The organism is Candidatus Methylomirabilis sp. (assembly GCA_036000645.1).
Lineage (GTDB): Bacteria > Methylomirabilota > Methylomirabilia > Methylomirabilales > JACPAU01 > JACPAU01.
The window spans coordinates 1-26,006 of record DASYVA010000048.1; the positions used below are offsets into that span (position 1 = coordinate 1).

Genomic DNA, 26,006 nt, shown 5'->3' on the forward strand with positions numbered 1-26,006 from the left:
CCTTACTTGATCCCCTTCAAAACCTGCCCCATCTCCTGCGCGGAGTAGGCGCGCAGGGTCTCCGTCCGCACGTTTCCCAGAGCCCCGAGGGTGAGCATGAGTCGAGTCGCCGTCTCGTCGTCCGGCGCCTCGAAACTGACGACCACATCATACCGGCCCAGGGTCCAGTAAAGCTCCTTGACCGTCGCCCCCATCTTTTTTGCCATCTCCCGGAATGCCTCGGCCCGCTTGGTCGTCTGATTGACGTTCTTGATCCCCTGCTCGGTAAACTTGGCCAGCGTCACGAAGGATGCCATCGCCCGCCCCCTTTCTGTATCCCCTCTCCCTCGCACCTCTTCCCGGATCACCACCACGCGGCTGCAGCCCCCCTCGGCCGGGGCGGCCGACGGAAATTCCTCTTCCCTGGCCGGCCCCCGGTACACGTTGTCGGGCCCGGCAGATTGTTCTGCCGGGCGTTCCGGTACGCCGGGGCCGCGCCGGGCAACACAAGGATGGGGAGATGTTGCTCAGAGGTGGCGCGACCCCGGGGGGGGGCCGCACGGAAGGTGAGGCGCACCTTACCGTGGGCGATGCAGGGTGTCAAGGGGAGGCCGGCGCGCTAGGAAGGGGGGGCGTCCCCGAGCACCTCGGCGAGGAGCCGGCGGGCGGCGCCGCGGCGGTAGAAGTACTTCACCGAGACGTACTCGATCACGAGAGAGAGGAGGAGGTAGGCCACCAGGCCGACGCCGATGAACTTGAGGGAGTACTCCCACGGGACCGAGTCGTCAAAGAACCAGCCGATCCGGTAGCCCACACGGACGATCCAGGAGCGCCCCCAGAGCGTGAACTGTTGGTAGATGCCCTTGTCCCAGGCAAGGTAGAAGACCGTCTTGGGATCCAGGCCCAGGAAGGTGATCCCCGCGAGCCAACAGATCGGGGTGAGGACCGCCTCGAGGAAGGTGGGAACCTTCTCCCACGCGGCCAGCACTTCCAGGAGCCTGCCCTCCAGCTCCCGCCGGTTCAGGCCCGCGATGAGGCCGGGGTACCGCTGCTGGAGGGGTCGGGTCACCATCCGGTCGAAGGCCGCGACCTTCCACCGGACGGCGAGCGTCCGGTAGGGCGGGAGGATACGCCCCAGGGCACGGCGGCGGCGCCACGGGTCCTGGAGCCAGCGGGCGAGGCGCCTGAGGCCGATGACGCCGGAAAGGGAGGCCGGGATGGTGGCGAGGTTGTTCAGCATGACGATGGGAAAATCGAGGAGACCGGAAACCAGCGTCCGGACGCCGATAATCGGCAGGCGCCGCTGGCGCTTGAAGTACTGGACCAGGTGCCGCTCGAGCTCGGCGTGGAATTCTTCTGCCTGGGAGCCGGAGTCTCCCGTGGCTTCCGGCACCGCGGGCCCGGGGGTTTCGGGGACCGGAGTATCCGAAAGGGACACGGGCGGGGACTGTGGCTGGGGGAGGTTCATGGAAAGGCAGCTCCTTGCAACAGGCGGGCCACCGGTGGTCCCCGGACATGCCGGGGCGGTGCGTCACGCCAGGCACCGGCCGTCAGAACCAGAGGACCTGCCGCCGCAGATCCAGGTCCTCCAACAGCCTGCGGGCGGGGCCCTTGTGGGTCACCGCCCCCCGGTCCAGGACATAGACCCGGTCGGCGAGGGCCAGGGCCAGGTCCAGGTTGTGCTCGACGAGCAAGATAGCAGTCTCGCCGCGGAGGCCCTCGACGGTCTCGAAGATCACTTCTACGACCGCCGGGGCAAGCCCCTCGAACGGTTCATCGAGGAGCAGGAGCTCCACGTTCCCCACCAGCGCCCGGGCGATGGCCAGCATCTGCTGCTCGCCGCCGGAAAGCACCTCCGCCCGGGCCCGGGCCAGCTCCCGGAGTCGGGGGAAGCGCTCGGCCACCCTGGCTTCGTCCCACCGGGCCCGGCCGGTGCCGTCCCGGGCCAGCCGGGCGAGCCGGAGATTCTCGGCCACGGTCAGATTCGGGAACACGCGACGTCCCTGGGGCGCGAGTCCGATGCCGAGGCGGGCCACCGCCTCCGGCGAAAGCCCGGCGATCTCGCGTCCCCGGAACCGGATGCTCCCGCGGCGGGGGGGGCGGAGGCCCATGATCGTGTTGAGCGTGGCGGTCTTCCCCGCTCCGTTCCGCCCCAGGAGCGCGACCACCTCGCCCGGCCGCACCTCCAGGGAGACGTCGTGCAGGATGTGGCTCTTGCCGTAGAAGGTGTCCACACCCGACACGCCCAGGAGGGGGGCGACGGCGGGAACGGGGGCGGCCGGAGCCGCCGGGCGGGGGGCGCCCCGCCCGCCCAGGTAGGCGGCCCGGACCTCGGGGTGCGCCTGGATCTCCGCGGGGGTCCCGTCGGCGATGACCCGGCCCAGGTGGAGGACCGTGATCCGGTCGGACAGGGCCAGGACCCGGTCAATGTCGTGCTCGATGAGCACGACGGTGACCGCGTGCGAGAGGCCCCGGATGAAGGCGGCGACCCGCTCCCGCTCCGCCGTGGAGAGCCCGGCCAGCGGCTCGTCCAGGAGCAGGACGACGGGGCGCGTGGCCAGGGCGAGCCCGATCTCCAGGAGGCGCTGGCCGCCGTAGGAGAGGGCGGAGGCGCGGACCGACTCCACGCCCCGAAGCCCCACCAGCCGGATGAGCTCCTCCGTCTCGCGGGTGACCGCCGCGTAGCCCGCCGCCGCGCGCCAGAGGTGGAAGCGCCTGGGGCTCCGCGCCTGGACCGCCAGCCGAATGTTCTCGAAGACGGTCAGCTCCTGGAAGGTGCTCAGGATCTGGAAGGACCGCGAAACCCCGAGCGCCACGATCCGGTCCGGCCGGAGCCCCGTGATCGCCCGGCCCCGGAAGAGCACCGATCCCGCATCGGGCGGGAAGAGCCCGGAGAGGATGTTGAAGAGGGTGGTCTTCCCCGCGCCGTTGGGGCCGATGACGGCCCGGAGCTCCCCGGCGCGGACCTCGAGGTCCACCTGGTCCACCGCGGGCAGCCGGCCGAAGCGCTTGGTCACCCCCCGCGCCTCGAGGAGCACCGCTCCGAGCGGGGGTCGTTCGCCACCGCCGGGGAGGGTGAGGCCGTCCGATCCCGGAGCGGGGACGATGCGGCCCGCCATGGCGGCCAGCTCGGCCGCCTCCCGCCGGAGCGGCGCACCCAGCCGGCGGAGGATCCCGAGGATCCCGTCGGGGGAGAACAGGATGAACGCCATGAAGAGGAGGCCGAAGTAGAGGAGCCAGTCCTGGGTGAAGCTGGTGAGGACCTCCCGGAGGAGGAGGAAGAAGGCCGCGCCGACCGCGGGGCCCAAGAAGTGGCGCATGCCGCCCACGATGGCCATGGCGAGGATCTCGCCCGACATGGTGACGTGCACGAGGTCGGCGAAGACGAACTGCTTGAGGAGGCAGAAGAGGACCCCCGCCACTCCGGTGAGGGCCGTGGAGAGGACAAAGGCCAGCCACTTGTACCGCTGGACCGGATACCCGACGAAGATGGCCCGCCGCTCGTTCTCCCGGATCGCCTGGAGCACCGCGCCGAAGGGGGCGTGCACGATCCGCCAGGTGAGCAGCGCGCCGGCGAAGACCAGGGCCGCCGTCACGTAGTAGTAGGTGAGCTGGTGCGTCAGGTCCAGGCCCGGGAGGGGAGGGCGGATGATGCCGCCCAGCCCACTCTCCCCGCCGGTCACGGCGGTCCAGCGGTAGACGATGTAGAAGAACATCTGGGTGAAGGCGAGCGTCAGGAGAGCGAAGTAGACGCCGCGCCTCCTGAGGATCAGGAACCCCAGGACCGCGCCCAGGAGCGCGGCCGTTCCCACCCCGACCAGGAGCGGGGTCAGGAAGCCCTTGACCAGGTGGATCTGGGTGAGGGCAGCGGCGTAGGCCGCCAGCCCCAGATAGGCGCCGTGGCCGAACGAGGCGAGGCCGGTGTAGCCCAGGAGGAGGTTGTAGGCGAACCCCACCAGGGCGAAGATCGCGATCTCGGTGGCCACCGAGACGGTCGTGCCGAAGTACGGCATGACCCCCGGGAGGACCGCGAGGCCGAAAGCCAGCAGCAGGAGCGGATGGCGCCAGATCACTCGAACTGCTCCCAGCGCTCTCCGAGGAGTCCCCGGGGGCGGAGGAGGAGGATCAGGGCCATGAGCGCGTACATGGACGCCTCGGCGGCCGGCGGCCAGAAGAGGACCATCAGGCTCCGGATCACCCCGACCAGGAGGCCGGCCAGGACCGGGCCCCAGAAGCTCCCGAGCCCCCCGATGACGACCACGACGAACGCGGCGGTCCCGATCTCGGTCCCCATGGCGGGGTGGACGCCGGCGAGGGGCGCCGAGAGGACGCCGGCCAGGCCGGCGAGGGCCACCCCGCACCCGAAGACGGCGGTCAGGACCGGACGGAGGCTGATCCCGAGAGCCCGGACCATCTCGGGGTCGCGGGTGCCGGCGCGGACGATCATCCCGTACGGGGTCTTCTCCAGGGCGAGCCAGACCCCCAGGATCGCCAGGGCGGTGACCGCGATGGCGAAGAGCCGGTAGCGGGAGTAGATGAACTCGCCGAGCGCCACGAATCCCCGCAGCCCCTCGGGGATCTGGAAGGGGAGCCCCGTAGTTCCCCAGGCGATGCGGATCGCCTGCTCCCCTACCATGGCCAGGCCGAAGGTGAAGAGGAGTCCCAGCAGCGGGTCCCCCCGGTAGAGGCGCCGCAGGAAGAGCGATTCGATCCCCATCCCCAGGAGGGCCACCAGGAGCGGGGACAAGATCAGCGCCGGCCCGAAGCCGGCCTGGCGCTGCACTTCGAACGCCAGATAGGCGCCCAGGGCGTAGAAGGCCCCGTGGGCGAGGTTGATGACGCCCCCCAGGCCGAAGATGAGAGAGAGGCCGAGGGCGAGGGTGACGAAGTAGGCCCCCACCAGCAGGCCGTTGGCGACGTGCTCGATCAGGATCGGAAGGGTGAGGGGGGGCATGGGCAGCGGGCGGGCCCGCGGGAACGGGCCCGCCCTCGCTCGGATGTAGTGGCCGGGCTCAGAGCGCCGGCATGGGGCAGGGGTTCTCGGCCTTCGTGGGCTGGATCAACTCGTACGACTCCCCCTTCGCGGGCTGGGCCTCCACGATCTCGAAGATGTCCCACTGGTCCTTCGCCTTTGCCTTGTCCTTGACCCGGACCACGTACATGGTCTGGAGGAGCTGGTGGTCCCAGTCCCGGAACCAGGCTTCCCGCCCCTTGAGGATGTCGAACTTGGCCCCCTTCTCCAGGTGCGCGACCAGGTCCTGGCTGCGCGTGCTCTTGGCCTCGGCGATGGCCTGGAGCAGGATCCGGATCCCGACGTACTCCCCCCAGGCCTGGTTGTCCGGGGGCTTGCCGTTGCGCTCGCTGAATCGCTTTGTGAACTCGGGCGACCCGGGCTCTTTGAGGTCGTGGTACCAGAGGCTCTGCCAGTAGCCGGTCAGCGCGTCGATCCCGGCCGCCCAGAAGGGGACCGTATCCATGACGCCGCCGGCCAGCGGGAAGGGGGAGCCGAACTCCCGGTACTGCTTCAGGAAGGTCGTCTGATCGGTCCCCGCCAGGTTGAGATAGACCAGGTCGGGCTTGATGGCGCGGAGCTTGAGGATGTAGGAGCTGTAGTCCAGGGACCCGGTGGGGACCATGTCGTTGCCCAGGTTCGTCCCGCCGTGCTCGCTCAGAAACTTGGAGGAGACCCGGTAGAGGTCGTGGCCGAAGGCATAATCGGCCGTGAGGAAGTACCAGCGCCCCCCCTTGATCTTCCCCTGCCGTTCCTGCCAGCGTCCGATCGTCTTGGTGTACATCGTGTTGCAGCCCTCGACGTGGAACAGGTACCGCTGGCAGCGCGCCCCCCGGCCCTCGTCGGAGTTCCAGCCGGTGTTGACATAGAGGATCTTCGCCCGCTGGGCGACCTCGCTGATCGCCAGCCCCGAGGCCGAGGAAATCTCGCCGATCAGGAAGTGGACCTGGTCCCGCTCGATGAGCTTCTGCGCCTTCGTCACCGCCACCCCCGGGTTCGGGGTGTCTTCCGAGATCAGCTCCACCTTCCGTCCGAGCACGCCCCCCCGGGCGTTGGCCTCGTCCACCGCCAACTGGGCGGCCATGAACCCGTACGCGCCGAGCTGGCCCAGGAAGCCCGTGCGCGGCGTCAGGTGGCCCACCTTGATCGTGTCCTGCGCGCGGAGGATGGCCGGGAACCCGAGGGTGCCGACGGCCGCGCCCGCGCCCGCCTTGAGAAACTCCCGCCTGCCGATCCTGGTCATGGGGGCTCTCCTCTCTGGGGGGAAGGCCGTTGGTCCGAATCCGCTCTCGGGGGCGGAAATCCCGGGCCGCCGGTTGGGGGGAGGGGACGGCCCGGGCGCGCGTGACCCGGACGCTATCCCCAGGGGGCCGGCGCTGTCAAGGTTTCTCGGCGCGCCTGGTCGGCCTAGCGCTTCAGCTCCACCCGCCGCCCCTCCTCGGCCGAGACGTAGGCGGCGTAGATCACCTCCACCGTCTCGTGGGCGAGCAGGGCGCCGGAGAGGGGCTCGCGGCGCTCCCGGACGGCGTCCACGAAGTCCTCCATCTCCTGTGAATAGCCGCGCATCCAGTCCTCGTCCGGGCTCGGGAACTGCCACCCGGCCTTGGTCTCCACCTTCTCGGCGATGTACTCGTCGCCCCAGACCTTTGCGTCCGGGGCGTAGACCACCAGGCTCGTGTTGGGATTGATGTTCACCTGGACCACGCTGTTCGACAGGTAGGCGGTCACGAGGTTCTTCACGCCGCCCAGGCTCACGTCGGTGGACAGGACCGTCGCCTTGGTCCCGTCCTCGAAGGTGAGGATCGCGGCGGACCAGTCCTCCACGTCCTCCCAGTCCTGAACCATCCACTTGCGCGGCTCCCGCCGGAACGCTTCGGTCTTGGTGAGGTTCGCGATATCGCCCAGGACCGCCTTCGTCCGGATCGGCCGTCCCTGCGTGAGCTGCCCCTCGAAGTGCTTCAGGTGGATCACCGCCCCGATGGGGTGCGAGCCGTTCCGAAGCAGTGAGCCCCCGCCCGAGGTGGCCCACCGGCGGGAGTAGGTCGCGTGGGAGCCGGAATGGCTCACCTCCGCCCGGAGGTCCAGGAGAGCACCCCCGCTCGCTTGCATGAGGCGCCGGAGCCTGGCGACCGGCGGGGCGTAGACGAAGTTCTCGGCGTAGCAGAGGGTCACGCGGTTCCTGCGGCACGCCTCCAGCACGGCGTCGGCGTTCCGGAGGGCGCCCTCGAGCATCGTCTGGCGCGGCACCGTCTCGCCGATGGAGCCCTCGCCGAAGTAGCCGGTGAGCGGCTTCTCGCAGATGACGTGCTTGCCCGCGTTGGCCGCATCAATGGCCATCGTGTGGTGGAGGTTAGTCGGGAGCACCAGGTCCACCAGGTGGACGTCCTTCCGCTCCAGGAGGGCCCGGTGGTCGGTGTACACATGAGGGACGTTGAACGTGCGGGCGAAGGCCTCCCCGTTCTCCCGCGTCCTGGAGCAGACGGCGACGATCTCGCACTTGCTCCCCCGCAGTTTGCTCAGGGCGTGGGCGTGCAATTGGGCGGCGAACCGCGACCCGATGATCCCGATGCCGACGGTCTCCATGACGGGGGCTCCTTGCCGGCCTCGGCAGCGACGGCCGGCGGCAGAGGGAGCATAGACGAAGACCCTCCCGCGGAGCAAGGGGCAGGCTCCCCCCGGCCACCGGGACTTGCGCCCCGCGGAGCAATCTGGGAAAATACTGGGCATCATGGCGGAGACCCTCCTCGACAAGGTCTGGCGCGCCCACACGGTTCGGACGCTCCCCTCGGGGCAGACGCAGCTCCTCATCGGCCTGCACCTCGTCCACGAGGTGACGAGCCCGCAGGCCTTCCAGATGCTCCGGGAGGCGAGCCTGAAGGTCCGCTCCCCCGACAGGACCTTCGCCACCATTGACCACATCGTCCCCACCGCCTCCCAGCGCCGCCCCTTCGGGGACGTCCTGGCCGAGGAGATGACCGTCCACCTGGTCCGGAACTGCAAGGCGTTCGGCATCCCCCTCTTCGACCTGGACAGCGGGCGGCAGGGCATCGTCCACGTCATCGGACCCGAGCTGGGCCTGACCCAGCCCGGCATGACGATCGCCTGTGGCGACAGCCACACCTCCACCCACGGGGCGCTCGGCGCGCTCGCCTTCGGCGTCGGAACCAGCCAGGTCCGGGACGTCCTGGCCACCCAGTGCCTGGCGCTCTCCAAGCCGAAGGCCCGGCAGATCCGCGTGGAGGGCCGGCTGGCGCGCGGCGTGTACGCCAAGGACGTGATCCTGGCGATCATCCAGCGGCTGGGGGTCAAGGGGGGCGTGGGCTACGCCTACGAGTACGCCGGGTCGGTGGTCGAGGCGATGTCCATGGAGGAGCGCCTCACCGTCTGCAACATGAGCGTCGAGGCGGGCGCGCGGGTCGGCTACGTGAATCCCGACGCGACGACCTTCGCCTACGTCAAGGGGCGGCCCTTCGCGCCGCAGGGCCCGGCCATGGACCGCGCGGTGGCCTGGTGGAGGAGCATGGCGACCGATCCGGGCGCGCCCTTCGATGACGTGGTCCGGTTGGACGGCGGGGAGATCCCGCCCGTGGTCACCTGGGGGATCAACCCGGGCCAGTCGGTCGGGGTGAACGAGCGCATCCCGGATCCGGCCGCGGCCCCCGAGGCGGACCGGGCGGCCTGGGCCGAGGCGCTGGCCTTCATGGACTTCACGCCCGGGCGGCCGATCGCGGGGACGCCCATCAACGTGGCCTTCATCGGCTCCTGCACGAACGCGCGGCTCTCGGACCTGCGGGCGGCGGCCGAGGTCGCCCGCGGGCGGAAGGTGGCCGAGGGGGTCCGCGCCCTGGTGGTCCCGGGGTCGCAGGCGGTGGCGGCCGCGGCCGAGGCCGAGGGACTCCACGACATCTTCCTGGGGGCCGGGTTCGAGTGGCGCAAGGCCGGCTGCTCCCTGTGCCTGGGGATGAACGAGGATAAGCTCAAGGGCCGGGAAATCTGCGCCTCCTCCAGCAACCGGAACTTCAAGGGGCGCCAGGGGAGCCCCACCGGGCGAACGCTCCTCATGAGCCCGGCCATGGTGGCGGCGGCGGCCATCGCAGGCGCGGTCACCGACGTGCGGGAGCTGCTCCGGTGAGCCAGGAAGACGTCCGGCGGCAGATCGTCGGCCGGGGGATCCCCGTCCCCGGCAATGACATCGACACCGACCGGATCATCCCCGCCCGTTTCCTGAAGAGCGTCACGTTCGAGGGCCTCGAGGAGCACATCTTCGGGGACGATCGCCTCCAGGCCCCCGCGCATCCCTTCAACCAGGCCCGGTACCACGGGGCCGCGGTCCTCGTGGTCGGGCAGAACTTCGGCTGCGGCTCCTCCCGGGAGCACGCCCCCGAAGCGCTTCGGCGCTGGGGAATCCGGGGGATCGTGGGCGGATCGTTCGGGGAGATCTTCTTCGGGAACTCCACCGCTCTCGGTCTGCCCTGCCTCACCGCCGACCCGGCGGATGTCGGCTGGCTGCTGGAAGCCGTGACGCGCCATCCGGACCGGGAGATTCTGCTCGACGTGGAGAACCGGCTGGTGCGCTTCGCGGAGCGGAGCATCCCCGCCGGGATCCCGGATGGGCCCCGCAACCTGTTCCTGACCGGCACCTGGAACGCCACCCAGGTCCTCCTCGAGGCCGGGGGGGCGATCGACCGGGTCGCCAGGAGCCTCCCCTACATCAGCGGCTACTGAGCCCGCCCCCCGCGCGGCGGGGCAGCGTAACCGGCTGCGGCCGGGCATCTCCCCGGAGGCAGGCCCGGTCCATCTGCACCACCGATGACGAAGGCTCGCTCCCCCAGGGCGAGGGGGTCGCCGGCATTCGCCCCAGGGCTCCCGCCTGGTCCCGGGAGGGGAGGTGCAGATGTCCGAACCGCCGGAACGCGTCCTGGTGCTCTGCCCCACCGCCCGGGATCGGGAGCATTTCTCGCGGCCGGAGATCCGGGAGGCGTATCCGCTGGACTTTCGAGGGACGGACGAGGAGACCCACGGTGCGGGGTTCGACGCGGTGCGGTTCGTGGAGGAGACGATCCGGGCCGTGCGGCGGCGCCGGAGCGGCTACCGGGCGGTCGTCGGCATCGACGACTTCCCGGCGTCCCTGATGGCCGCCCTGGTCGCCGAGGCCGTCGGGCTCCCGGCGCCCTCCTTCGAGTCCCTCTTCCTCTGCCAGCACAAGTATTACTCGCGCCTCCGGCAGCGGGAGGCCGCTCCGGAGGCGACGCCGCGCTTCCATGTCCTCGACCTTTCCCGGGATGCTGCCGCCGCGGACCTGCCCATGCCCCTCCCCGTCTTCGTCAAGCCGGTCAAGTCCTACCTCTCCATCCTGGCCCGGCCCATCGCGACCTTCCCCGATCTCACGCGCGTGGTGGTGGAGGCCCGGCGGAGGCTCGCCGGGATCGCGGCGATGTTCGACGGGCTCGTGGCTGCCTCCCATCTCGACGGCGCCTTCCGGGCGGTTCCCGCCGCGGCCCTCCTGGTCGAAGACCTCCTCGGAGGTCATCAGGTCACGCTCGATGGCTACGCCTTCAACGGGGAGGTGGTGCCGCTCGGGGTCGTGGACTCGTTTTTCTTCCTCCGCTCCTCGAGCTTCGAACGGTTCGAGTATCCCTCCCGGCTCCCCGCCCCCGTCCAGGAGCGGATGGCGCGCCTCGCGGAGCGGTGCGTCCGGGCGGTCGGCCTCGACCGGACCTTCTTCAACATCGAGTTCTTCTACCAGGAGGAGCAGGACGCCATCCATCTCATCGAGATCAACGGCCGGATGTCTTCCCAGTTCGCGCCCCTGTACCGGATGGTGGAGGGGATTGACCTGTACGCGATGCAGCTCGAGATGGTCCTGGGGCGGGAGCCGGGCGGGCGGGAGGTCTGGGGGCCGGGCCGGCGCCGCGGCCGGGTCGCGGCGTCCTTCGTCCTGCGGACCTTCGAGGACGGCCTCGTCCGGCGGGTCCCGGCGGCGGCGGAGGTCGCGGGGCTGGCGGGCCGCTTCCCGGAGGCCTTCGTCGAGATCCTGGTGAGGGAGGGCGAGAAACTGTCGGACGAGCTGCAGGACGACGAGAGCTATCGCTACGCCCTGGTGGACCTGTGCGCGAAGGACCGGAAGGCGCTTCGGAAGCGGTTCGATGACGCGAAGGGCCTCCTGCCCTTCGCCTTCGACCCGATCCCGCCAACGCGATGAGGGAAGGCGCGGCCCGCGCTCTTCCCGGGGAGGGCACCATGGATGGAGTCTCGAGAACGTGGTGGGAGATCGAACAGGAGGACGGGCGCCCCGTCAACCCCAGCGGCAACCCGACCTTCGCATCGGTGCTGGCCGCCCGCCTGAGCCGGCGGAGCCTCCTCAAGGGGGCCGCGGCCAGCCTCGTCTTGATCTCCGCGGGGCCGCTCAGGGCGTCCCGATCCGCCCGCGCGGAGGCCGCGGCCGGCTTCACGCCGGTGCCGGCCTCGACCGAGGACAAGCTGATCGTGCCGCAGGGGTACAAGCACGCCGTCGTGGTGCGGTGGGGGGACGGGCTGTTCGCGGACGCCCCGGCGTTCGACCCGAAGGCCCAGACGGCGGGGAAGCAGGTCCGGCAGTTCGGTTACGACTGCGACTTCATCGGGTACATGCCCCTGCCGCAGGGGAGCACCTCCTCGAGCCGCGGGCTTCTCGGGGTCAACCACGAGAACGCCCGGTCACCGCTGATGTTCCCGGGGTGGGACGGGAAGGTGGACACCAAGACCCGGGAGATCGTGGAGATCGAGATCGCGGCCCACGGCTTCACGGTGGTCGAGGTGGGCCGCGGGAGCCGGGGCGAGTGGACGGTCGTCAAGAATTCGCTCTTCAACCGGCGGATCACGGGGGCGACCCCCATGGCGATCCGGGGGCCCGCCGCGGGGCATCCCCTCATGCGCACGGCGGCCGATCCCGCCGGTCTCACGGTCCTCGGAACCTTGAACAACTGCGCGGGGGGCGTGACACCCTGGGGGACGATCCTGACCGGCGAGGAGAACATCCACAACTACTTCACCGGCAAGGCGGACGAGCTGGCCGACCCCGCGCTCAAGGCGCTGCACGGGCGGTACGGCGTCGGGACCGGCCGGTACGGCTGGGCCCGCTTTCACGATCGCTTCGACCTCAAGAAGGAGCCCCACGAGCCGAACCGGTTCGGGTGGATCGTGGAGATTGACCCCTACGATCCGCAGTCCACGCCGGTCAAGCACACGGCGATGGGCCGCTTCATCCACGAGGGGGCGGCGACGATCCTCTCAAAGGACGGCCGGGCGGTGGCCTACATGGGGGACGACGCCCGCTTCGAATACCTCTACAAGTTCATCTCCGCCGGGCGCAACGACCCGAAGGACCGAGGGGCCAATATGCGCCTCCTCGACAGCGGGACGCTCTACGTCGCGCGCTTCCGGGACGACGGGACGGGAGAGTGGCTGCCGCTGACCTACGGGGTCGGGCCGCTCACCGAGGCGAACGGGTTTTCCTCCCAGGCCGAGGTGGTGATCAGCACGCGCCGGGCCGGGGACCTCATCGGCGGGACCAAGATGGACCGCCCGGAGGACGTCGAGGCCAATCCGGTGAGCGGGAAGGTCTACTGCGCGCTGACCAGCAACGACCGGCGCAAGCCCGAGCAGGTGGACAAGGCCAATCCGCGGGCCAACAACAAGTTCGGCCACATCATCGAGATCACCGAGGACGGAAACGATCACGCCGCCGCGCGCTTCCGCTGGGAGATCTTCGTGAAAGGCGGGGACCCGAAGAACCCCGACCACCAGGCGGACTACCAGGGCCACACCGACGTGAGCCCGCTCGCCGGCCCCGACAACTTCGCCTTCGAGGAGAGCGGGCGGCTGTGGGTGGCGACCGACGGGATCGAGGATGCCCTCGGCGTGAACGACGGGATCTTCGCCCTGGAGACGCAGGGGCCGGAGCGGGGCCGGGCGCGCCGCTTCCTGAGCTCCCCCGCCGGGGCCGAGGTCTGCGGCCCGGCCTTCACCCCCGATGGCCGCACCCTCTTCGTGGCGATCCAGCACCCCGGCTTCGGGAGCAAGGTCACTTACGACAAGCCGGAAAGCCGCTGGCCCGACAACTGGGACGACATGCCGCCCCGCCCGAGCGTGGTGGCGATCTACCGGGAGGACGGCGGGAAGATCGGCACCTAGGCCGGCGCCAGCAACCCAGTTCCGGGTCCGCGTACGGGTCGGACCCGCGCGCCCGGATCAGGGAACGAGCTGCTTGCCGTCGGCGTCCAGGACAATCAACGCGTTCACGGGACAGACCGTGCAGGCCTCGAGCAAGCGCTCGCGCTCGATGTCCGGCGCGTGCTCCTTGAAGGTGCAGATCTTCTCGGCGTCGAACTCGAAGACGTCCGCGGCGAGTTTCATGCAGTTGGACGTGCTGATGCAGGTGTCGCGATCTATGCGGACCGTCAGGCCGCTGATCTTCCGCTCCAGGAATTCGCCCATGGTTCTCCGCCCTGTCCCCGGTTCCGGCGTGGAGCCCTGTGATCTCCGCAGGTCGGGCCGAGCTCAGGCGCCCGATCGGGTATAGAGCCGGTCCGTCTTGGCGGCCATGATGAAGTCGTTGCGGTGGAGGTTGCGGATCTTGTGGGTCCACCAGGTCACGGCCACCCTGCCCCACTCCGTGACGATGCGGGGATGGTGTCCCTCCTCCTCCGCCAGGCTTCCGACCGCGTTCGTGAAGGCGAGGGCCTTCGCGAAGTCCGGGAAGCGATAGGTGCGCTCCAGCTTCCGGATCCCGTCCTGGACGATCAGCTTCCAGTCGGGCACCTGGGGATGAAGCTCCGCGATCTCCGGGTCGGTGACCACCGGGGCATCGGCCCGGCAGGCCACGCACTTCTCCTGGGTGAGTTGCGCCATCGCCTCCCTCACTGCCGCCGCCAGGGTCCGTTCCCCGGCTTGGCGGGCCATCAATACTCATCCTAGACGGGATCGGGAATCTGTCAAGCCCGCAGCCCTGCAGGCGCTCGCGACCCCCTCGCCGCGGCAGTTGACGCGGACAGGTCGTCCGGACTAGGGTGGCGGCGGGGAGTGGGCTCCCGCGCCTGCCAGTGGATGAGGCGTCTCGGGGTCTCCGTTCTTATTCTCCTATTGGAGGGGCCTCATATGTACCGGGTGTTCGCGGTCGCCTTCATCGTGATGGGGTTCTACTCGGTCAACTATTACTGGCTGCCGCCTGGCAGCGTCGCGGCCCGTCTCGGCCTCGATCCCTTCCAGGAGGCCCGGCAGGTGATCGCCGGGGGCCAGGTTCACCTCGAGGCCGGCGGGCGGGTCGTGCAGGGCATCGACCGGTTCCTGAAGCGGATCCCGCTGAAGGCGGAGCCGGAGGTCCTCCTGGAGCGAGTGGAGGAGGCCCGGGTCGGCATCACCCAGTCCCTCGGGGAGCAGCGCGAGCTCAACGCGCAGCTTGTGGCGACGCTGCAGCGGGTGGACGGGCAGCTTGCGGAGGGGCTGGGCACCCTTGCCCGCGTGGGCGACCTGGCGGCCGCGATGACCGCCGAGACCGCGCGCCGGGCGATGTTCAATATCCTCTGGGGGCTCTTCGGCTGTGCGGTGGTGTACCCGCTAGCCGTGTACGGGGATTCCGCCCGGTCCCCCCGGCGCGGGCCATTCGTCCGGTAGCCGCCAGGCCCGGCTCAGCGGGGAGGGCTACCGGCCGGGCTCAGCGACGGGGGGAACAGGGCAGCTGGAACCCCGAGCGGGATTCGCTTTCGCCTTTCAGCTCGGAGAGACCGCAAAATGCAGTTGACATCTTGAAGGGATGGGCCGTAGTTTATCAGGCGGGTTACTCCTGGGAGTGCTGGGGACCGTAGCCGACTCTCAGGCACAGTGCGGACAACTTCACCCTGGAGGCCAATGAGCACTCGACAGAGTCACTTTCTCGAAGAGAGGGTCAAGCGGTTCATCGATGTTTGCCGGAAGAAACGCCTCAAGGCAACGCACCAGCGTCTGGTGATTTACCGGGCCATCGCCGGCTCGGCTGACCATCCGAGCGCCGATATGGTCTACAAGGAAGTCCGGAGGCAACACCCCACGGTGTCCCTGGCCACCGTGTACAAGACGCTCGAGACCTTCAAGAAGGTCGGTCTTGTTTCCGAGGTGGGCCCCTTTCATGAGAATACCCGCTACGAGGCGAATCTTGCGCCCCATCACCACTTGATCTGTACCCAGTGCAAGAGGATCGAGGACCTCTACGAACCCTTTCTCAACGCGATTCCCTTACCGGAGCAGCTCAAGGAGCATCATGTGCTCGGCCATACGGTGTGGGTCCATAGCCTGTGCCGGGATTGTGCGAAGGGGAGGGGGAAGGCCTAAGGATGGCTTCCCCCTTTTTTTTGAAGCCCCATCGAGGATGATTCCTATCTAAGAATTGCTCCGAGAATTCCTGCAGGAGATCACGTATGGAGAGGCCGAAGATTCGCGGACTCGCGCGGCGCGAGCTCCTGGTGGGCGGCCTTGCCCTTACCGTCGCCGGCACGCTCCCTTGGAGGCGGGGGCCAAGCGCTTGGGGCATGCCCGGCCAGGAGGGAGAGGCGCGCGGTCCGGATTCGGAACACGGCAGGCGCCACCTGCCCAGGGTTGCCGCGCCACGTACCGCTCCCACGGGTTCGGTTGTCCCCGTCGTGGTGAGCCTGGGGCACCCGATGGAGACGGGCCATCACATCGAGGCTCTCGAGATCCTGAATTACGACGATCCCGTGGTCTCGAAGGGGAGATTCCATCTGACCCCGGCCAACGGGGAGGCGTACCTCTCGACACAGGTGCGCATGAGCGAAGGGGACTCCTCGCTCGCGGTCCTGGCCAACTGCAGCCAGCACGGGGAGTGGCGGGCCAGCCAACCCATCACGGTCCTGAGCGAAGGATGCGCCACGGCCGGGGAAGGACGGGAGAACAATGAGATCGGCCAGCCAATCCTGAGGTTCCCCGAGCCGATGGCCCGGGACAAGGTCGTCAAGGTCCAGGTCAAGTTCCGACATCCCTCCCGAACCGGCCTGGAGAAGCGCGGCGGGGCCTTTCTCCAGGTCAAGCCTCCCTTCTACCTGAAGACGATGGAGGTGTATTACGCCGAAGAACGGGTGAGTCTCTACGAAATGACCTCGGCGTTGAGTGATACCCCCTTCATCACCTTCAAGCTGCGCACCACCGAGGAGGCCCCGCTTCGGGTCGTCTTCACCAACAGCGAGGGTCACCGCTATGCCGTTGAAGAGGCGCTGAAATTCTGTTGCTAGGCCGCCGACCGCTAATGGGTGGATCGTACCCCTTTCTCAGGAGCGCGGTTCTCATGGCGGGGGTTGCCACCCTCGGCGGGCCGGCGGCGGAGGCTGTCCACTTCGGCCCGATGGAGGCCGGATACGCTTACGTCGAGAAGGGGGATCTCGATTCGGCTCTTCGAGAGTTCAAGAAGGCGATCGCCATCGCGCCCAATGACACCCGGGGCCAGTTTGGGATCGGCTATATCTACCTGAAGTGGGAGGAGCCCACCCTCGCCATCCCATACCTGAAGACCGCCTTCGAGGTTGCCCATCCAGGCGACAGGACGGGCAGGCTGAACGCCGCAGTGACGCTGGCCGAGGCCTACTCTATGATCGGGGATCCGGATCATGCGGTGGCCTGGCTCCGAGAAGGGCGCCTGTGGTTCGAACAGCTGGGGTGGGCCGAGGAGGGGTGGCGGCAGAGACTGGCGGGCCCCTCCTTTGAAGCCTTGAAGCGCGATAGTCGATACCAGGAATTGGCTCGGGGAAAGGCCGACCCTCTGGAGAAGCCGGAGAGATAGCATTGTCGCCGGGAACCCTCGCGAGTCCGAGGGCGTCTTCAAGGGGCAATATGATCCGGCGCGCGATCCGTCCCCGGGGTGTTCCGGCACTATTCCTTCTCGTTCTTCTTGCGGGCCTCGGGCGCGAGACGGCCGCAGCGACAGAAGTCTGGGTGACCAACGAGTTATCGGATGACATCTCCATCATTGACGTGGCCTCACGAAGCGTGGTCGCCACCGTCCCCTCCGGGGGGTGGATGCAGGGGCGCGCCCTTCCCGGTGCCCCGGTGGAGCTGCACCCGCCTCACCGGCCCGCCTCGTCCAAGCCGCACAACGTCACCTTCAGCCCCGACGGTCGCGAAGCCTGGATCGCCCACGTCGGCTCCCACGCCGTCAGCATCCTGGATACCGGAACCCGGAAGGTCCTGACGACGATCCAGGGCGGGACCAGGGCGCACGCCGTGACCTTTACGCCCGATGGCAGGGAAGCCTGGCTCGCCAACCCCGGATCCGACGACGTCTGGATCTTCGAGAGCGCCACAAAGGAGCGGGTGAAGGTCATCCCGGTGGGGAAGGCTCCGCAATTGGTCGCGTTCTCGAAAGACGGCCGCCGGGCGTTCATCAGCCACAGTGGGAGCGAGGAGGTTTGGGTCGTAGACGTGCAGAGCCGCGGGGTCCTTGGCCGGGTTCCCGCGGGGAAGGACGCGATGGGGCTCGGGGTCAGCCAGGACGGGCGGCACGTCTACGTGACCACGGGAGGCGAAAGCCGGGTCGTGGTGATCGATGCCGGAAGCCTCAAGGACGTCCTCTCGATCGAAACGGGCCTGGATGCCCACGGCCTGGCGGTTTCCCCCGATGGCCAGTTCATCTACGTCGCCAACAGAGGCACCGATACGCTCTCGGTGATCCACCTCCCGACCCACCGGGTTGTGCGCGAAATCCCGACCGGAAGGCGCCCTGACATGCTCGCGGTCTCCCCGGATGGGCTCCAGCTCTTTGTCACGAACCGCGCAGACGATACGCTTGCCATTGTTGATCTCCAGACTCAGACCGTCGTGGTGGTAGTCCCGGTAGGCCGGGGCCCCCACGGGGTGGCGGTTCGCCCTTAACTCCCTGAATGCATTACTATTTCCTCGCGGGACGATTCCTCTTGACAGGCTCCGAGAACAGGTGGTAAAGACCCGGTCATCCTAGTAGAGAATCACTCCTAGATAACACTCTTTAGCGACCCTGCCCGGGTGGGCCTCGTACTCCAGAGGAGGAACGATGGCAAGGGGCATCTGGAAGGCCCTGATGGCCGGTCCGATGGCTGGCCTTCTCGCCTACTCCCCCATCGCTCATGCCTATGAGGCCGTCCCGGTGAGGGACGGGGCGGTGGTCGAAGGAAACGTCGCCTTCAAGGGTGAGGCGCCGGCGCCCAAGAAGATCATCATGGGGAAAGATATCGACGTCTGCGGTCTGGACCCCGTCACCGGCACGAAGTCCATCACCCGCGAGTCCAAGGAACTCCTGGTGAAAAATGGCCGGATCACCAATGCCATCGTCTACCTGGAGGGGATCGCGAAGGGGAAGGCGTGGAAGATGCCGACCGGGGGGTTCGTGCTCGACCAGAAGAATTGCGACTTCGCTCCCCGGGTCTCCGCCTTCCCCCCGGGCGAGATCACCATGGTCAACAGCGACCCGGTCCTCCATAACTCGCACGGCTTCGAAGGGCTGGAGCTGGCCGGAGCCCGATCGGTGTTCAACATCGCCCAGCCGAACAAGGGCCAGAGGACGAAGCTCCGGCTCAGGCGACCGGCCATTCACGAAGTCAAATGCGATGCCCACGGATGGATGCATGCCTGGATCTACGTGGGCGAGCACCCCTACGTCGCGATCACGAAAGCCGATGGGGCGTTTCGGCTGGACGAGATTCCGCCGGGTTCGTACAAGCTCATCGCATGGCATGAGACCCTGGGAAAGCAGGAAAAGGAGGTGACTGTAAAGGCAGGCGGAAGGGTCAGCGTGGTGTTCGAATTCTCGATGAAGCCGTAGCGGAAGGGACGCGGCTTCGCCATCGGGCGGAGGGCCACCAATGAAGGAGAGGAAGTTCCACTTCGGGGAATTCCTCAGGCATCTCCGGATCAAGAAGCTTCCGGCCGAGATCCCGGGGGTCTACCGGCGAGGGGAGGTCACGGGCGAGCTGCAGGAATACACGCCCATGCACGACTCCTTCGAGTTCATCGAGAATGGGGCGGACATGGGGCGGATCACGCAGCCCGGGGTCACCCGGCGGGAGTTCCTCGCCAAGAGCGCCATGGCCGGCACGGCGGCCGGGGTCCTCCTGAGCGGGGTGCCGCTGGTCAGCGTGGTAAACGTCGCGAGTGCCGAGGGACGGGTCACCCCGTTCCGATTCGCCGTCCTGGCCGACCCGCACCTGCAGATCACCTGGGCGCCGGAAAACCACACGACCGCGCGCTTCGTGCAGACGTTCGAGAGGGGCGTGGCGGAGATCAACCAACTCAACCCTCAGCCGGACATCGTCTTCTTCATGGGGGACCTGGCCCACCTCGGCCGGAAGGAAGAGATGGAGCTGGGGCAAAGGATCCTCGCCAGGCTCAAAACCAAGAAGATCCTCCAGATCAACGGCGAGCACGACTGGTATTACGACATGGGGGCGGCCTACGAGCAGTTGTTCGGGAAGATTCCGTGGGCTCTCGATTACAACGGCGTGCACTTCGTGGCCGTGAATAACATCCTCACGAGGGACTACTGGACCGACCGGGGATGGACCCCCCAGCAGCGGATGGGCGAGATGCTGAAGCTGGACGGGAAGGTCGCCGGGCTCTGGGGGATCGGTCAGGCCCAGTTGGAATGGCTGCGCAACCATCTCAAGACGGTCCCCAAGGAGACTCCCCTCGTGGTCATGACCCACGCCCCGCTGTGGATGTACTACCCCAACTGGGGCTTCGCGACCGTGGAAGGGATCTCGATCCTCGAGATGCTAAAGCCCTTCAAGAGCGTCACCTGCCTGCACGGACACGTGCATCAAGCTGTCTATAAGGAGATCGAGCACATCCGGTCCATCGGGATGCTCTCCACCGCCTGGCCGTGGCCCTATCCTCCCGTGGCGCTTCCCCTCGAGATGAAGCGCATGCCGCGGTCCGACCCGGGCGATCCCTTTGATGGGGTGGGCTGGGGCAAGGGCTTCGTGGATCTCGTGACCCGGGGCACGCAGTACACCGTCTACAACGAGTACCACATCTTCGGGCGACCCGAGGAGCGGTATCCTGGGGGGCACCCGACGAAGCGGTACGCCTGACCCGCTGAGCGATCCCCGCGCCGCCGGGTCGCGCCCGGAGCGGCGCGGGGGGCCTCGACAAGTCCGTTTGAGGGGAAAATCTGCCGGCGACCTTGCAGGAAGGAGCAATCGCAATCAACGGGGTCAGCCTTCCAGATTGGTGAATGGTGGGGACGAGGAGGGCGAACATGCGACGGCTTCGTTGGTGGTGGGGCCCGGTCTTGCTCGGTGGGCTGATCATGCTGGTGGGCCGGGCGGATGGCTTTAGGCAGGTTCCCACGAAGGAGCAGGTCGACGCATACGAGCAGGAGCGACTGGATTGGGTTCGCAAGGGCGAGGCGCTTTGGCATGCGGAACCGCATCCCGTTGACCGACCCGACCTCAAGGTGCCGAGCAACGGGAGTACGGTCGGGATGGCCTGCGCCATGTGCCATCCGGATGCGGCAGACACGAACCCCGAGACCTGGCCCAAGTACGCCCTGCAACTGTCGAAGGTGGCAACCCTCCGGGAGCAGATCAACTGGTGCGTCACGCGCCAGCTTCGGGCCCCTGCGCTGGCGGCAGACAGCGAGCAGATGCTGGCCTATGAGGCCTTCATCATGCACTGGAACAAGGGGAAGGGCATTGACCCGGGGAGGCACTAGCTCCCCGGTCACTTCCACCACGAGACGGTCTCAGCCCGAGCTTCCCCACGGCTTGGTCCTGTAGAGAGCGGGGTGAGCGCTAGCCGGACCGTCGCCGGGTCCCACCGGAGTGTCAGGACATCCTTCTTGGCTCTCGCCTGGGGATGTCCTGACTTTTTTGGGGGGGACCTCTCGTGCCTGGCGTGATGTTGCCGGCGGCCCGGACGTCCCCGGGTGGGATCTTCGAGTCAGGGAGGAGGAGATGACAACGGGGGCGGTGCGTCGGGAGCAGGAATTGATCAACACGCCCCTGATCCGGGCCTGGCTGGCCTGGGGGTTTGTCTGGGTCCTATTCTTTCCCGTGATCGGGGTGCTGCTCTCCACGAAGTTCAACTACCCGGACTTTCTCGGGAACGTTCCCTGGTTGACCTTCGGGCGGCTCAGGCCCATCCACGTCAACGGGGTGATCTTCGGGGCCTTCAGCACCCTGTTCATCGGGCTGTGCTACTACATCGTGCCCAGACTCTGCGGCATCCGCGTCCATAAGGAGGAATGGGGGTTTCCCATCCTCTCCCTCTGGACCGCCGGCCTGGTGGTGGGGGTGGTGGGGTTGGCCCTCGGCTACAACCACGGCCTCGAGGCGGGGGAGTTCAATCCCGTGTCGAAGCTCCTCCTGCTGCTGGCCATGCTCGGCGTCACCTACCAGTTCTTCGTCACCGTGGCCCGCCGCAAGGAGCCCCACCTGTACGTGAGCCTGTGGTACCTGGTGGCGGCCTTCATCTGGACCGATATCAACCTCCTCCTGGGCGCCTACCTCGTCCCGTACTTCTTTCCCGGGATCAACAACGCCGCCCTCCACGGCCTCTATATCCATTACGTGGTGGGCCTGTGGATCACCCCGGCCGGCTACGTCCTGATCTACTACTTCCTCCCGGCCAGCGTGAAGAATCCCATTTACAGCCACAAGCTCTCGTTGATCGGATTCTGGTCGCTGGCCTTCTTCTATCCCTTCGTGGGCATCCACCACTACCTGTACAGCCCCATCGCCGAGTGGGCCCAGACCATCTCCATCGTCTCGAGCATGCTGCTCATCATCCCGGTCTGGACGGTCCTGCAGAACTTCTTCGGGACGATGATCGGGAAGTGGCACGAGCTCGGCAGAAACCTCCCGGCCAAGTTCCTCATCACGGGCTCGCTCATGTACCTGGTCGGCTGCTTCCAGGGCTCCACCGAGGCCCTCCGGCTCGTCCAGCAGCCCACCCACTTCACCGACTTCGTCATTTCCCATTCCCACCTCACGGTCTTCGGTACGTTCGTCATCTGGGCCCTGGGCGGCGCCGCCTACGTCTGGCCGCGGATCGCCGGGCAGCCCCTGTGGAGCTTCCGCCTGGGCAACTGGGGTTTCTGGCTCATCACCCTGGGGATCTCCGTGATGGGCCTCGTCCTGACCGCCCAGGGGCTCCAGCAGGGATACATGCTCATGGCGCAGACGGAGTGGGTGTACTCGCTGATCTCCATGCAGCCCTATTGGTACGTCCGCACCTTCTCGGGCATCTCCATGGACATCGGGATCGCCCTCCTGATCATCACCCTCATGCGGTCATCCCGCCGGGGGACGGCGTAAGGGGGAGGGGCCGTGCAGAAGGCACGGACGGTCGCGATCATCGCCGGATTCGGCTTCATCACCCTCGCCCTCTTCATCCAGGGCTTCCTGCCGGCGCTCATCCCGCAGACCCAGCAGAAGGCCGTCACGCGGGTCGTGCGAACGGCGGTGGGGGACCTCAAGTGGATCCGCTACGACACCAGCGACTACACGGAGCTGGAACGGCTCGGCCGCCAGGTGTACATCCGGGAAGGCTGCTGGTACTGCCATTCGCAGTACGTCCGCTCCGTCACCGGGGAGACCCGGCGGTGGGGTCCCGTGTCCCAGGCGGGAGAGTACGCCTTCGACCTGCCCCACCTCTTCAGCACGCGGCGCATCGGACCCGACCTGACCCGGGTCGGCATGAAGTACGCAGACGGCTGGCATTACGCGCACCACTGGGACCCGCAGACGGTGGTGCCGGACACCATCATGCCGAAGTTCCGCTGGCTCTTCCACGTGGTGGAGGCGAAGGTGGTGAAGGGCGCGGACGGGAAGCCGGCCTTTGAGGACTCGCCGGCCCTCCAGGCCCTCTTCAAGCCCAAAGGGGACAGGACGGTCGCCGTGGTCCCGAACCTGGAGGGTCTGGGCTTCGCCGAGGACACCGAAGCCAAGCCGGTTCTGTATCCCAGCCGCGCCCAGGGGGAGTTCAAACGCGAGACGGTGACCATCGTCGCCCCGACCCGGGAGATGAAGGGGCTCGTGGCCTATGTCCAGAAGCTGGGGATGAGCCGCGGGGCGTGGCGGGATGTCTTTGAGCCCCAGGTCGTGACGACAGACATCATGAGGATCACCGGCACCGAGGAGTGGGTGGCCCGGGGCAAGGAGGTCTACGCGCAGCGGTGCATCGGGTGTCATGGGGTGAAGGGGGATGGCGAAGGCCCGGCGGCGACCTTTTTCGACCACCGCCCGCGGAACTTCATCACGGGGACGTTCAAGTTCCGCACGACCCCGACCGGCTCGCTACCGACCGACGGGGACCTGTTCAGGACGGTCACGCGCGGGATCCGCGGGACAGCCATGCCGAGCTGGCACGAGCTGCCCATCAACGATCGCCTGGCGGCCATCGCCTACATCAAGACCTTTTCCCCGTACTTCGCGGAGGAGAAGCCGGACCCCGTCCTCATTAAGGACCCCCCGGCCTCCAGCCCCGCGCTGGTGGCCAGGGGGAAGGAGATCTTCCAGCAGGCGAAGTGCTGGGAGTGTCACGGGAACACCGGGAAGGGGGATGGCCCCTCGGCGCCCGGCCTCAAGGATGATTGGGGCTTCCCCATCCGCCCGGCCGACCTCACGCGGGGGCAGTTCAAGGCTGGCCCCGGAGTCGAGGATATCTTCCGGACCATGTCGCTGGGCCTGAGCGGCACGCCCATGCCGTCTTTCTCCCAGGCCTTCAGCGAAGAGGACCGCTGGGCCCTGTCCTACTTCGTCCTGTCCCTGTCGGCCTTTACCGACCCGTTGACCGGCCAGCCGTTGACGCTTTCGGCGGAGGCCAAGGCGGCCCTGAATTCTCCCGCGCTCAAGGCGGACAGCAGTCGCCTGGCCTTTGACCCCGAGTCCCTGCGGGTCGGCGTGGCCATGCGGGATGCCGGCACACTTCGGCGCCAGAGAGAGAAGATGGGGATCGAGTAAGGAGGGGCACGATGGAGCTCCTGACCTTTTACGAGTTCCTGGTGGCCATGTTCATGGGCCTGGGCGCGTTCTGCTTCTTCCTGTGGGCTATGATCACGGGGCAGATGCGCGACGTGGAGGCGCCGAAGCACCAGGTCCTCCGGATAGAGGAGACGCCGGATGAATCCTGACATGAAGGGAGGGAAGTCCCTGGAGGGGAAGTACGGGGCCGTCGAGGAATACGCCGACGGGGAGATCCAGGAGTTTCACGGCATCGTCAACAGGTGGCTCCTCGTGGTATACCTCATCCTCTTCGTGTGGGCCCTCTACTACCTGTGGCTGTACTGGGGCGGCCCGGGTGCTGGACTCATCTACTAGGGAGCCGGGGGGATGGCAGAGCGGCTGTTGATCGCGTTGTCGGGCATTGCCCTGGCCGTCCTGGCGATGGATATCGTCTTCAACCTGTACCAAGCGATGCTCCGCTGAGGGATCGGGGGGGACCATGAGCCTGATCGAGGTCATTGCCTTTGGCGGATTTCTCGTCGGGACGGTCACCTTCTTCGTGTGGGTGGCCGTGCTGGCCTTCAGGAAGTAGGAGACGGGAACCCGCGAGGGGGAGGTGAGAATGCCCATTTACGAATACCATTGCCCGAATTGCAGACGCAGGGTGAGCCTGTTCACCAGACGGGTGAGCCCGCCAGGACGCCCGCGTTGCCCGCGCTGTTCCGGGACCGGTCTCGATCGGGTATTCTCCCGGTTTGCCGTGCTACAGCCTGAAGAGAAGCACATGGAGCGGCGCTCAGACTTGCGCAGCCACGGTGACGTGAATTTCAAGGATGCTTCGAGCGTGGAAGGCTGGGTGAAGCGCATCGGCAAATCTATTGGGGATGACGACCTCGGCATGATGGCGGAGGAGGCCATCCAAGAAACCATCCACGGGTCCGATTCAGATGAGTAGGCGTCGACGGCGGCAAGGGCGTGAAGGCCCGACCTGTCCCTCGACGTCCTCTCCCCGCATTGGCCCCTGAGCAGGGTTGACCCTCAGGGGTCCTTTCCGCTCCTGCGGCCTCTACCCACGCCACTAGCCAGGCACCAAGCGACGCGACTGCCGGCGGATCCGCTTGCTGCGCGGGCGGTCTGTGGGAGGGTCCGCGTGGTCTATCGAGGGGCCCGTTGTCCATCGCGCACATGGTTCTGACTCAGGGTGACCGGCTCCAGGGCTTTTCCTGGGACCTGAAGTCCCTCCTCGCCTCGTGGAACTGGCGGTCCGAGGTCACCCTCGTTGTGGCCTTGATGGGGGCCCTCTTTGCGAGCGGTTGGTGGCGCCTGCGGGAACGGGGCTCCCGCACCGCGACCCGCTGGCGACTCGCCCTCTACCTGGGCGGGCTGGCAACGGTCTGCTTGGCGCTCATGTCCCCCATCGACGGCTTGGCCTCCGTGCTCTTCCTCGTGCATATGGTCCAGCATGAGCTCCTCACGATGGTCGCGGCGCCACTGCTGCTGCTCGCCAACCCCCTGGCGGCCTTCCTGTGGGCCTTGCCCCGGCGACCCCGCCACTGGGTTGGGCGTCTCCTGACCCGGGGTGCCCTGCTTCGACGGGGACTCTGGGCCGTGACATGGATGCCCGTGGCCTGGCTCGTCTTTGTGGTGAACCTGTGGGCCTGGCACCACCCCGCCGCCTACCAGGCAGCACTGCGGAGCGATCTCATCCACGACCTCGAGCACCTGGCCTTCTTCGGGACGGCCCTCCTCTTCTGGTGGCCTGTCATCAACCCGGCCCCAAGGGTGCGCGGGCACATCCACTACGGCCTGCGCATCCTCTACGTCTTTCTCGCGGCAGGGCAGGACACGCTCCTGGCGGGATTGATCGGGCTGGCGGACCGGGTGCTGTATCCGTACTACACGGCCGCCCCCCGTCTGTGGGGCCTGAGCCCACTCGACGACCAGGCCTGGGGTGGGGCCATCATGTGGGTCACGGGCAGCACGATCTATACGACCGCAGTTTTGCTGCTCGTCGCGAAGGCCTTCGACCACGAAGACCGCGTCATGCGTCTTCGCGAAACCCCCGCCTTCAAGCCCAC

26 protein-coding genes and 1 pseudogene are annotated in these 26,006 nt (G+C 67.7%); 19 read left to right on the forward strand and 8 right to left on the reverse strand.

Annotated elements, in window-relative coordinates; translation table 11 throughout:
* Positions 1-2 precede the first annotated feature (2 nt).
* From VGT06_02750 to VGT06_02775, 6 genes are all read right to left on the reverse strand, one after another.
* Positions 3-296, reverse strand: coding sequence for a GYD domain-containing protein (locus tag VGT06_02750; protein HEV8662054.1), 294 nt, complete (start codon positions 294-296; stop codon positions 3-5).
* A 302-nt stretch (positions 297-598) separates the two neighbouring features.
* Complete coding sequence (locus VGT06_02755) at positions 599-1,372, reverse strand: hypothetical protein (protein ID HEV8662055.1); 774 nt, start codon at positions 1,370-1,372, stop codon at positions 599-601.
* A 157-nt stretch (positions 1,373-1,529) separates the two neighbouring features.
* Complete coding sequence (locus tag VGT06_02760; protein ID HEV8662056.1) at positions 1,530-4,052, reverse strand: branched-chain amino acid ABC transporter ATP-binding protein/permease; 2,523 nt, start codon at positions 4,050-4,052, stop codon at positions 1,530-1,532.
* Positions 4,049-4,933, reverse strand: a complete 885-nt coding sequence (locus VGT06_02765) for a branched-chain amino acid ABC transporter permease (protein ID HEV8662057.1) — start codon at positions 4,931-4,933, stop codon at positions 4,049-4,051. Before VGT06_02765 ends, VGT06_02760 begins: the two co-directional genes overlap by 4 nt.
* Positions 4,934-4,991: 58 nt before the next feature.
* On the reverse strand, positions 4,992-6,233 hold the full coding sequence (locus tag VGT06_02770; protein HEV8662058.1) for an ABC transporter substrate-binding protein: 1,242 nt from the start codon (positions 6,231-6,233) through the stop codon (positions 4,992-4,994).
* A gap of 164 nt (positions 6,234-6,397) precedes the next feature.
* Complete coding sequence (locus tag VGT06_02775) at positions 6,398-7,573, reverse strand: Gfo/Idh/MocA family oxidoreductase (protein ID HEV8662059.1); 1,176 nt, start codon at positions 7,571-7,573, stop codon at positions 6,398-6,400.
* Between the two features lie 142 nt (positions 7,574-7,715).
* Between VGT06_02775 and leuC the strand changes: the two genes are divergently transcribed.
* The 4 genes from leuC (at position 7,716) to VGT06_02795 (ending at position 13,162) form a co-directional block, all read left to right on the forward strand.
* On the forward strand, positions 7,716-9,122 hold the full coding sequence (leuC, locus tag VGT06_02780; protein ID HEV8662060.1) for a 3-isopropylmalate dehydratase large subunit: 1,407 nt from the start codon (positions 7,716-7,718) through the stop codon (positions 9,120-9,122).
* Positions 9,119-9,715, forward strand: a complete 597-nt coding sequence (locus VGT06_02785; GenBank protein HEV8662061.1) for a 3-isopropylmalate dehydratase small subunit — start codon at positions 9,119-9,121, stop codon at positions 9,713-9,715. The genes leuC and VGT06_02785 overlap by 4 nt, the downstream gene beginning before the upstream one ends.
* A 169-nt stretch (positions 9,716-9,884) precedes the next feature.
* The gene (locus tag VGT06_02790; protein ID HEV8662062.1) at positions 9,885-11,192 is read left to right on the forward strand and encodes an ATP-grasp domain-containing protein; all 1,308 of its coding nucleotides are present in this window, start codon (positions 9,885-9,887) and stop codon (positions 11,190-11,192) included.
* 38 nt (positions 11,193-11,230) lie between these two features.
* On the forward strand, positions 11,231-13,162 hold the full coding sequence (locus VGT06_02795; protein HEV8662063.1) for a PhoX family phosphatase: 1,932 nt from the start codon (positions 11,231-11,233) through the stop codon (positions 13,160-13,162).
* 57 nt (positions 13,163-13,219) lie between these two features.
* Here the strand turns inward: VGT06_02795 and VGT06_02800 are convergent, their stop codons facing one another.
* Both VGT06_02800 and VGT06_02805 read right to left on the reverse strand, forming a co-directional pair.
* Positions 13,220-13,465 (reverse strand): ferredoxin, encoded by a 246-nt coding sequence (locus tag VGT06_02800; GenBank protein ID HEV8662064.1) that lies wholly within the window; start codon positions 13,463-13,465, stop codon positions 13,220-13,222.
* A 63-nt stretch (positions 13,466-13,528) separates the two neighbouring features.
* The gene (locus VGT06_02805; GenBank protein HEV8662065.1) at positions 13,529-13,879 is read right to left on the reverse strand and encodes a 4a-hydroxytetrahydrobiopterin dehydratase; all 351 of its coding nucleotides are present in this window, start codon (positions 13,877-13,879) and stop codon (positions 13,529-13,531) included.
* A gap of 246 nt (positions 13,880-14,125) precedes the next feature.
* Here VGT06_02805 and VGT06_02810 point away from each other — a divergent pair, with 246 nt between their 5' ends.
* The 15 genes and pseudogenes from VGT06_02810 to VGT06_02880 all read left to right on the forward strand — a co-directional run.
* Complete coding sequence (locus VGT06_02810) at positions 14,126-14,641, forward strand: hypothetical protein (protein ID HEV8662066.1); 516 nt, start codon at positions 14,126-14,128, stop codon at positions 14,639-14,641.
* Positions 14,642-14,875: 234 nt separating this feature from the next.
* Positions 14,876-15,334, forward strand: a complete 459-nt coding sequence (locus VGT06_02815; protein HEV8662067.1) for a transcriptional repressor — start codon at positions 14,876-14,878, stop codon at positions 15,332-15,334.
* Between the two features lie 197 nt (positions 15,335-15,531).
* Positions 15,532-16,248, forward strand: coding sequence for a thiosulfate oxidation carrier protein SoxY (locus VGT06_02820; GenBank protein ID HEV8662068.1), 717 nt, complete (start codon positions 15,532-15,534; stop codon positions 16,246-16,248).
* Between the two features lie 53 nt (positions 16,249-16,301).
* Positions 16,302-16,793, forward strand: coding sequence for a tetratricopeptide repeat protein (locus VGT06_02825; protein ID HEV8662069.1), 492 nt, complete (start codon positions 16,302-16,304; stop codon positions 16,791-16,793).
* A gap of 152 nt (positions 16,794-16,945) precedes the next feature.
* Positions 16,946-17,881, forward strand: coding sequence for a beta-propeller fold lactonase family protein (locus tag VGT06_02830; GenBank protein ID HEV8662070.1), 936 nt, complete (start codon positions 16,946-16,948; stop codon positions 17,879-17,881).
* A gap of 157 nt (positions 17,882-18,038) precedes the next feature.
* The gene (locus VGT06_02835; GenBank protein HEV8662071.1) at positions 18,039-18,806 is read left to right on the forward strand and encodes a carboxypeptidase regulatory-like domain-containing protein; all 768 of its coding nucleotides are present in this window, start codon (positions 18,039-18,041) and stop codon (positions 18,804-18,806) included.
* A 40-nt stretch (positions 18,807-18,846) separates the two neighbouring features.
* A complete protein-coding gene (locus VGT06_02840; GenBank protein ID HEV8662072.1) occupies positions 18,847-20,073 on the forward strand; it encodes a metallophosphoesterase in 1,227 nt (408 codons plus the stop codon).
* A gap of 167 nt (positions 20,074-20,240) precedes the next feature.
* Entirely contained in the window at positions 20,241-20,696 is a 456-nt protein-coding gene (locus VGT06_02845) for a hypothetical protein (protein HEV8662073.1), read from the forward strand.
* A gap of 241 nt (positions 20,697-20,937) precedes the next feature.
* Positions 20,938-22,299 (forward strand): cbb3-type cytochrome c oxidase subunit I, encoded by a 1,362-nt coding sequence (locus VGT06_02850; GenBank protein HEV8662074.1) that lies wholly within the window; start codon positions 20,938-20,940, stop codon positions 22,297-22,299.
* Positions 22,300-22,311: 12 nt separating this feature from the next.
* Positions 22,312-23,946 carry a cbb3-type cytochrome c oxidase subunit II gene (locus VGT06_02855; protein ID HEV8662075.1) on the forward strand — a complete coding sequence of 545 codons (1,635 nt, stop codon included), beginning with the start codon at positions 22,312-22,314 and terminating at the stop codon, positions 23,944-23,946.
* Positions 23,947-23,957: 11 nt separating this feature from the next.
* Entirely contained in the window at positions 23,958-24,116 is a 159-nt protein-coding gene (gene ccoS / locus VGT06_02860; protein HEV8662076.1) for a cbb3-type cytochrome oxidase assembly protein CcoS, read from the forward strand.
* Entirely contained in the window at positions 24,106-24,303 is a 198-nt protein-coding gene (locus VGT06_02865; protein HEV8662077.1) for a hypothetical protein, read from the forward strand. Before ccoS ends, VGT06_02865 begins: the two co-directional genes overlap by 11 nt.
* Before the next feature lie 247 nt (positions 24,304-24,550).
* A pseudogene (locus VGT06_02870) lies at positions 24,551-24,679 on the forward strand (FmdB family zinc ribbon protein).
* Between the two features lie 33 nt (positions 24,680-24,712).
* Positions 24,713-24,883 carry a hypothetical protein gene (locus tag VGT06_02875; protein HEV8662078.1) on the forward strand — a complete coding sequence of 57 codons (171 nt, stop codon included), beginning with the start codon at positions 24,713-24,715 and terminating at the stop codon, positions 24,881-24,883.
* A 230-nt stretch (positions 24,884-25,113) separates the two neighbouring features.
* Positions 25,114-26,006 (forward strand): cytochrome c oxidase assembly protein (locus tag VGT06_02880; GenBank protein ID HEV8662079.1); only part of this gene is annotated, 893 nt, incomplete at its 3' end.

What these genes read in the sequence shown, in the direction of transcription:
- VGT06_02765 (HEV8662057.1), bottom strand. Translation starts at nt 4,933, where the DNA reads ATGCCCCCCCTCACCCTTCCGATCCTGATCGAGCACGTCGCCAACGGC.
- VGT06_02805 (HEV8662065.1), bottom strand. Translation starts at nt 13,879, where the DNA reads ATGGCGCAACTCACCCAGGAGAAGTGCGTGGCCTGCCGGGCCGATGCC.
- VGT06_02820 (HEV8662068.1), top strand. Translation starts at nt 15,532, where the DNA reads ATGCCCGGCCAGGAGGGAGAGGCGCGCGGTCCGGATTCGGAACACGGC.
- VGT06_02810 (HEV8662066.1), top strand. Translation starts at nt 14,126, where the DNA reads ATGTACCGGGTGTTCGCGGTCGCCTTCATCGTGATGGGGTTCTACTCG.
- VGT06_02845 (HEV8662073.1), top strand. Translation starts at nt 20,241, where the DNA reads ATGCGACGGCTTCGTTGGTGGTGGGGCCCGGTCTTGCTCGGTGGGCTG.
- VGT06_02790 (HEV8662062.1), top strand. Translation starts at nt 9,885, where the DNA reads ATGTCCGAACCGCCGGAACGCGTCCTGGTGCTCTGCCCCACCGCCCGG.
- VGT06_02875 (HEV8662078.1), top strand. Translation starts at nt 24,713, where the DNA reads ATGGAGCGGCGCTCAGACTTGCGCAGCCACGGTGACGTGAATTTCAAG.
- VGT06_02835 (HEV8662071.1), top strand. Translation starts at nt 18,039, where the DNA reads ATGGCAAGGGGCATCTGGAAGGCCCTGATGGCCGGTCCGATGGCTGGC.
- VGT06_02815 (HEV8662067.1), top strand. Translation starts at nt 14,876, where the DNA reads ATGAGCACTCGACAGAGTCACTTTCTCGAAGAGAGGGTCAAGCGGTTC.
- ccoS (HEV8662076.1), top strand. Translation starts at nt 23,958, where the DNA reads ATGGAGCTCCTGACCTTTTACGAGTTCCTGGTGGCCATGTTCATGGGC.
- VGT06_02770 (HEV8662058.1), bottom strand. Translation starts at nt 6,233, where the DNA reads ATGACCAGGATCGGCAGGCGGGAGTTTCTCAAGGCGGGCGCGGGCGCG.
- VGT06_02795 (HEV8662063.1), top strand. Translation starts at nt 11,231, where the DNA reads ATGGATGGAGTCTCGAGAACGTGGTGGGAGATCGAACAGGAGGACGGG.
- VGT06_02825 (HEV8662069.1), top strand. Translation starts at nt 16,302, where the DNA reads ATGGCGGGGGTTGCCACCCTCGGCGGGCCGGCGGCGGAGGCTGTCCAC.
- VGT06_02840 (HEV8662072.1), top strand. Translation starts at nt 18,847, where the DNA reads ATGAAGGAGAGGAAGTTCCACTTCGGGGAATTCCTCAGGCATCTCCGG.
- VGT06_02800 (HEV8662064.1), bottom strand. Translation starts at nt 13,465, where the DNA reads ATGGGCGAATTCCTGGAGCGGAAGATCAGCGGCCTGACGGTCCGCATA.
- VGT06_02750 (HEV8662054.1), bottom strand. Translation starts at nt 296, where the DNA reads ATGGCATCCTTCGTGACGCTGGCCAAGTTTACCGAGCAGGGGATCAAG.
- VGT06_02850 (HEV8662074.1), top strand. Translation starts at nt 20,938, where the DNA reads ATGACAACGGGGGCGGTGCGTCGGGAGCAGGAATTGATCAACACGCCC.
- VGT06_02865 (HEV8662077.1), top strand. Translation starts at nt 24,106, where the DNA reads ATGAATCCTGACATGAAGGGAGGGAAGTCCCTGGAGGGGAAGTACGGG.
- VGT06_02775 (HEV8662059.1), bottom strand. Translation starts at nt 7,573, where the DNA reads ATGGAGACCGTCGGCATCGGGATCATCGGGTCGCGGTTCGCCGCCCAA.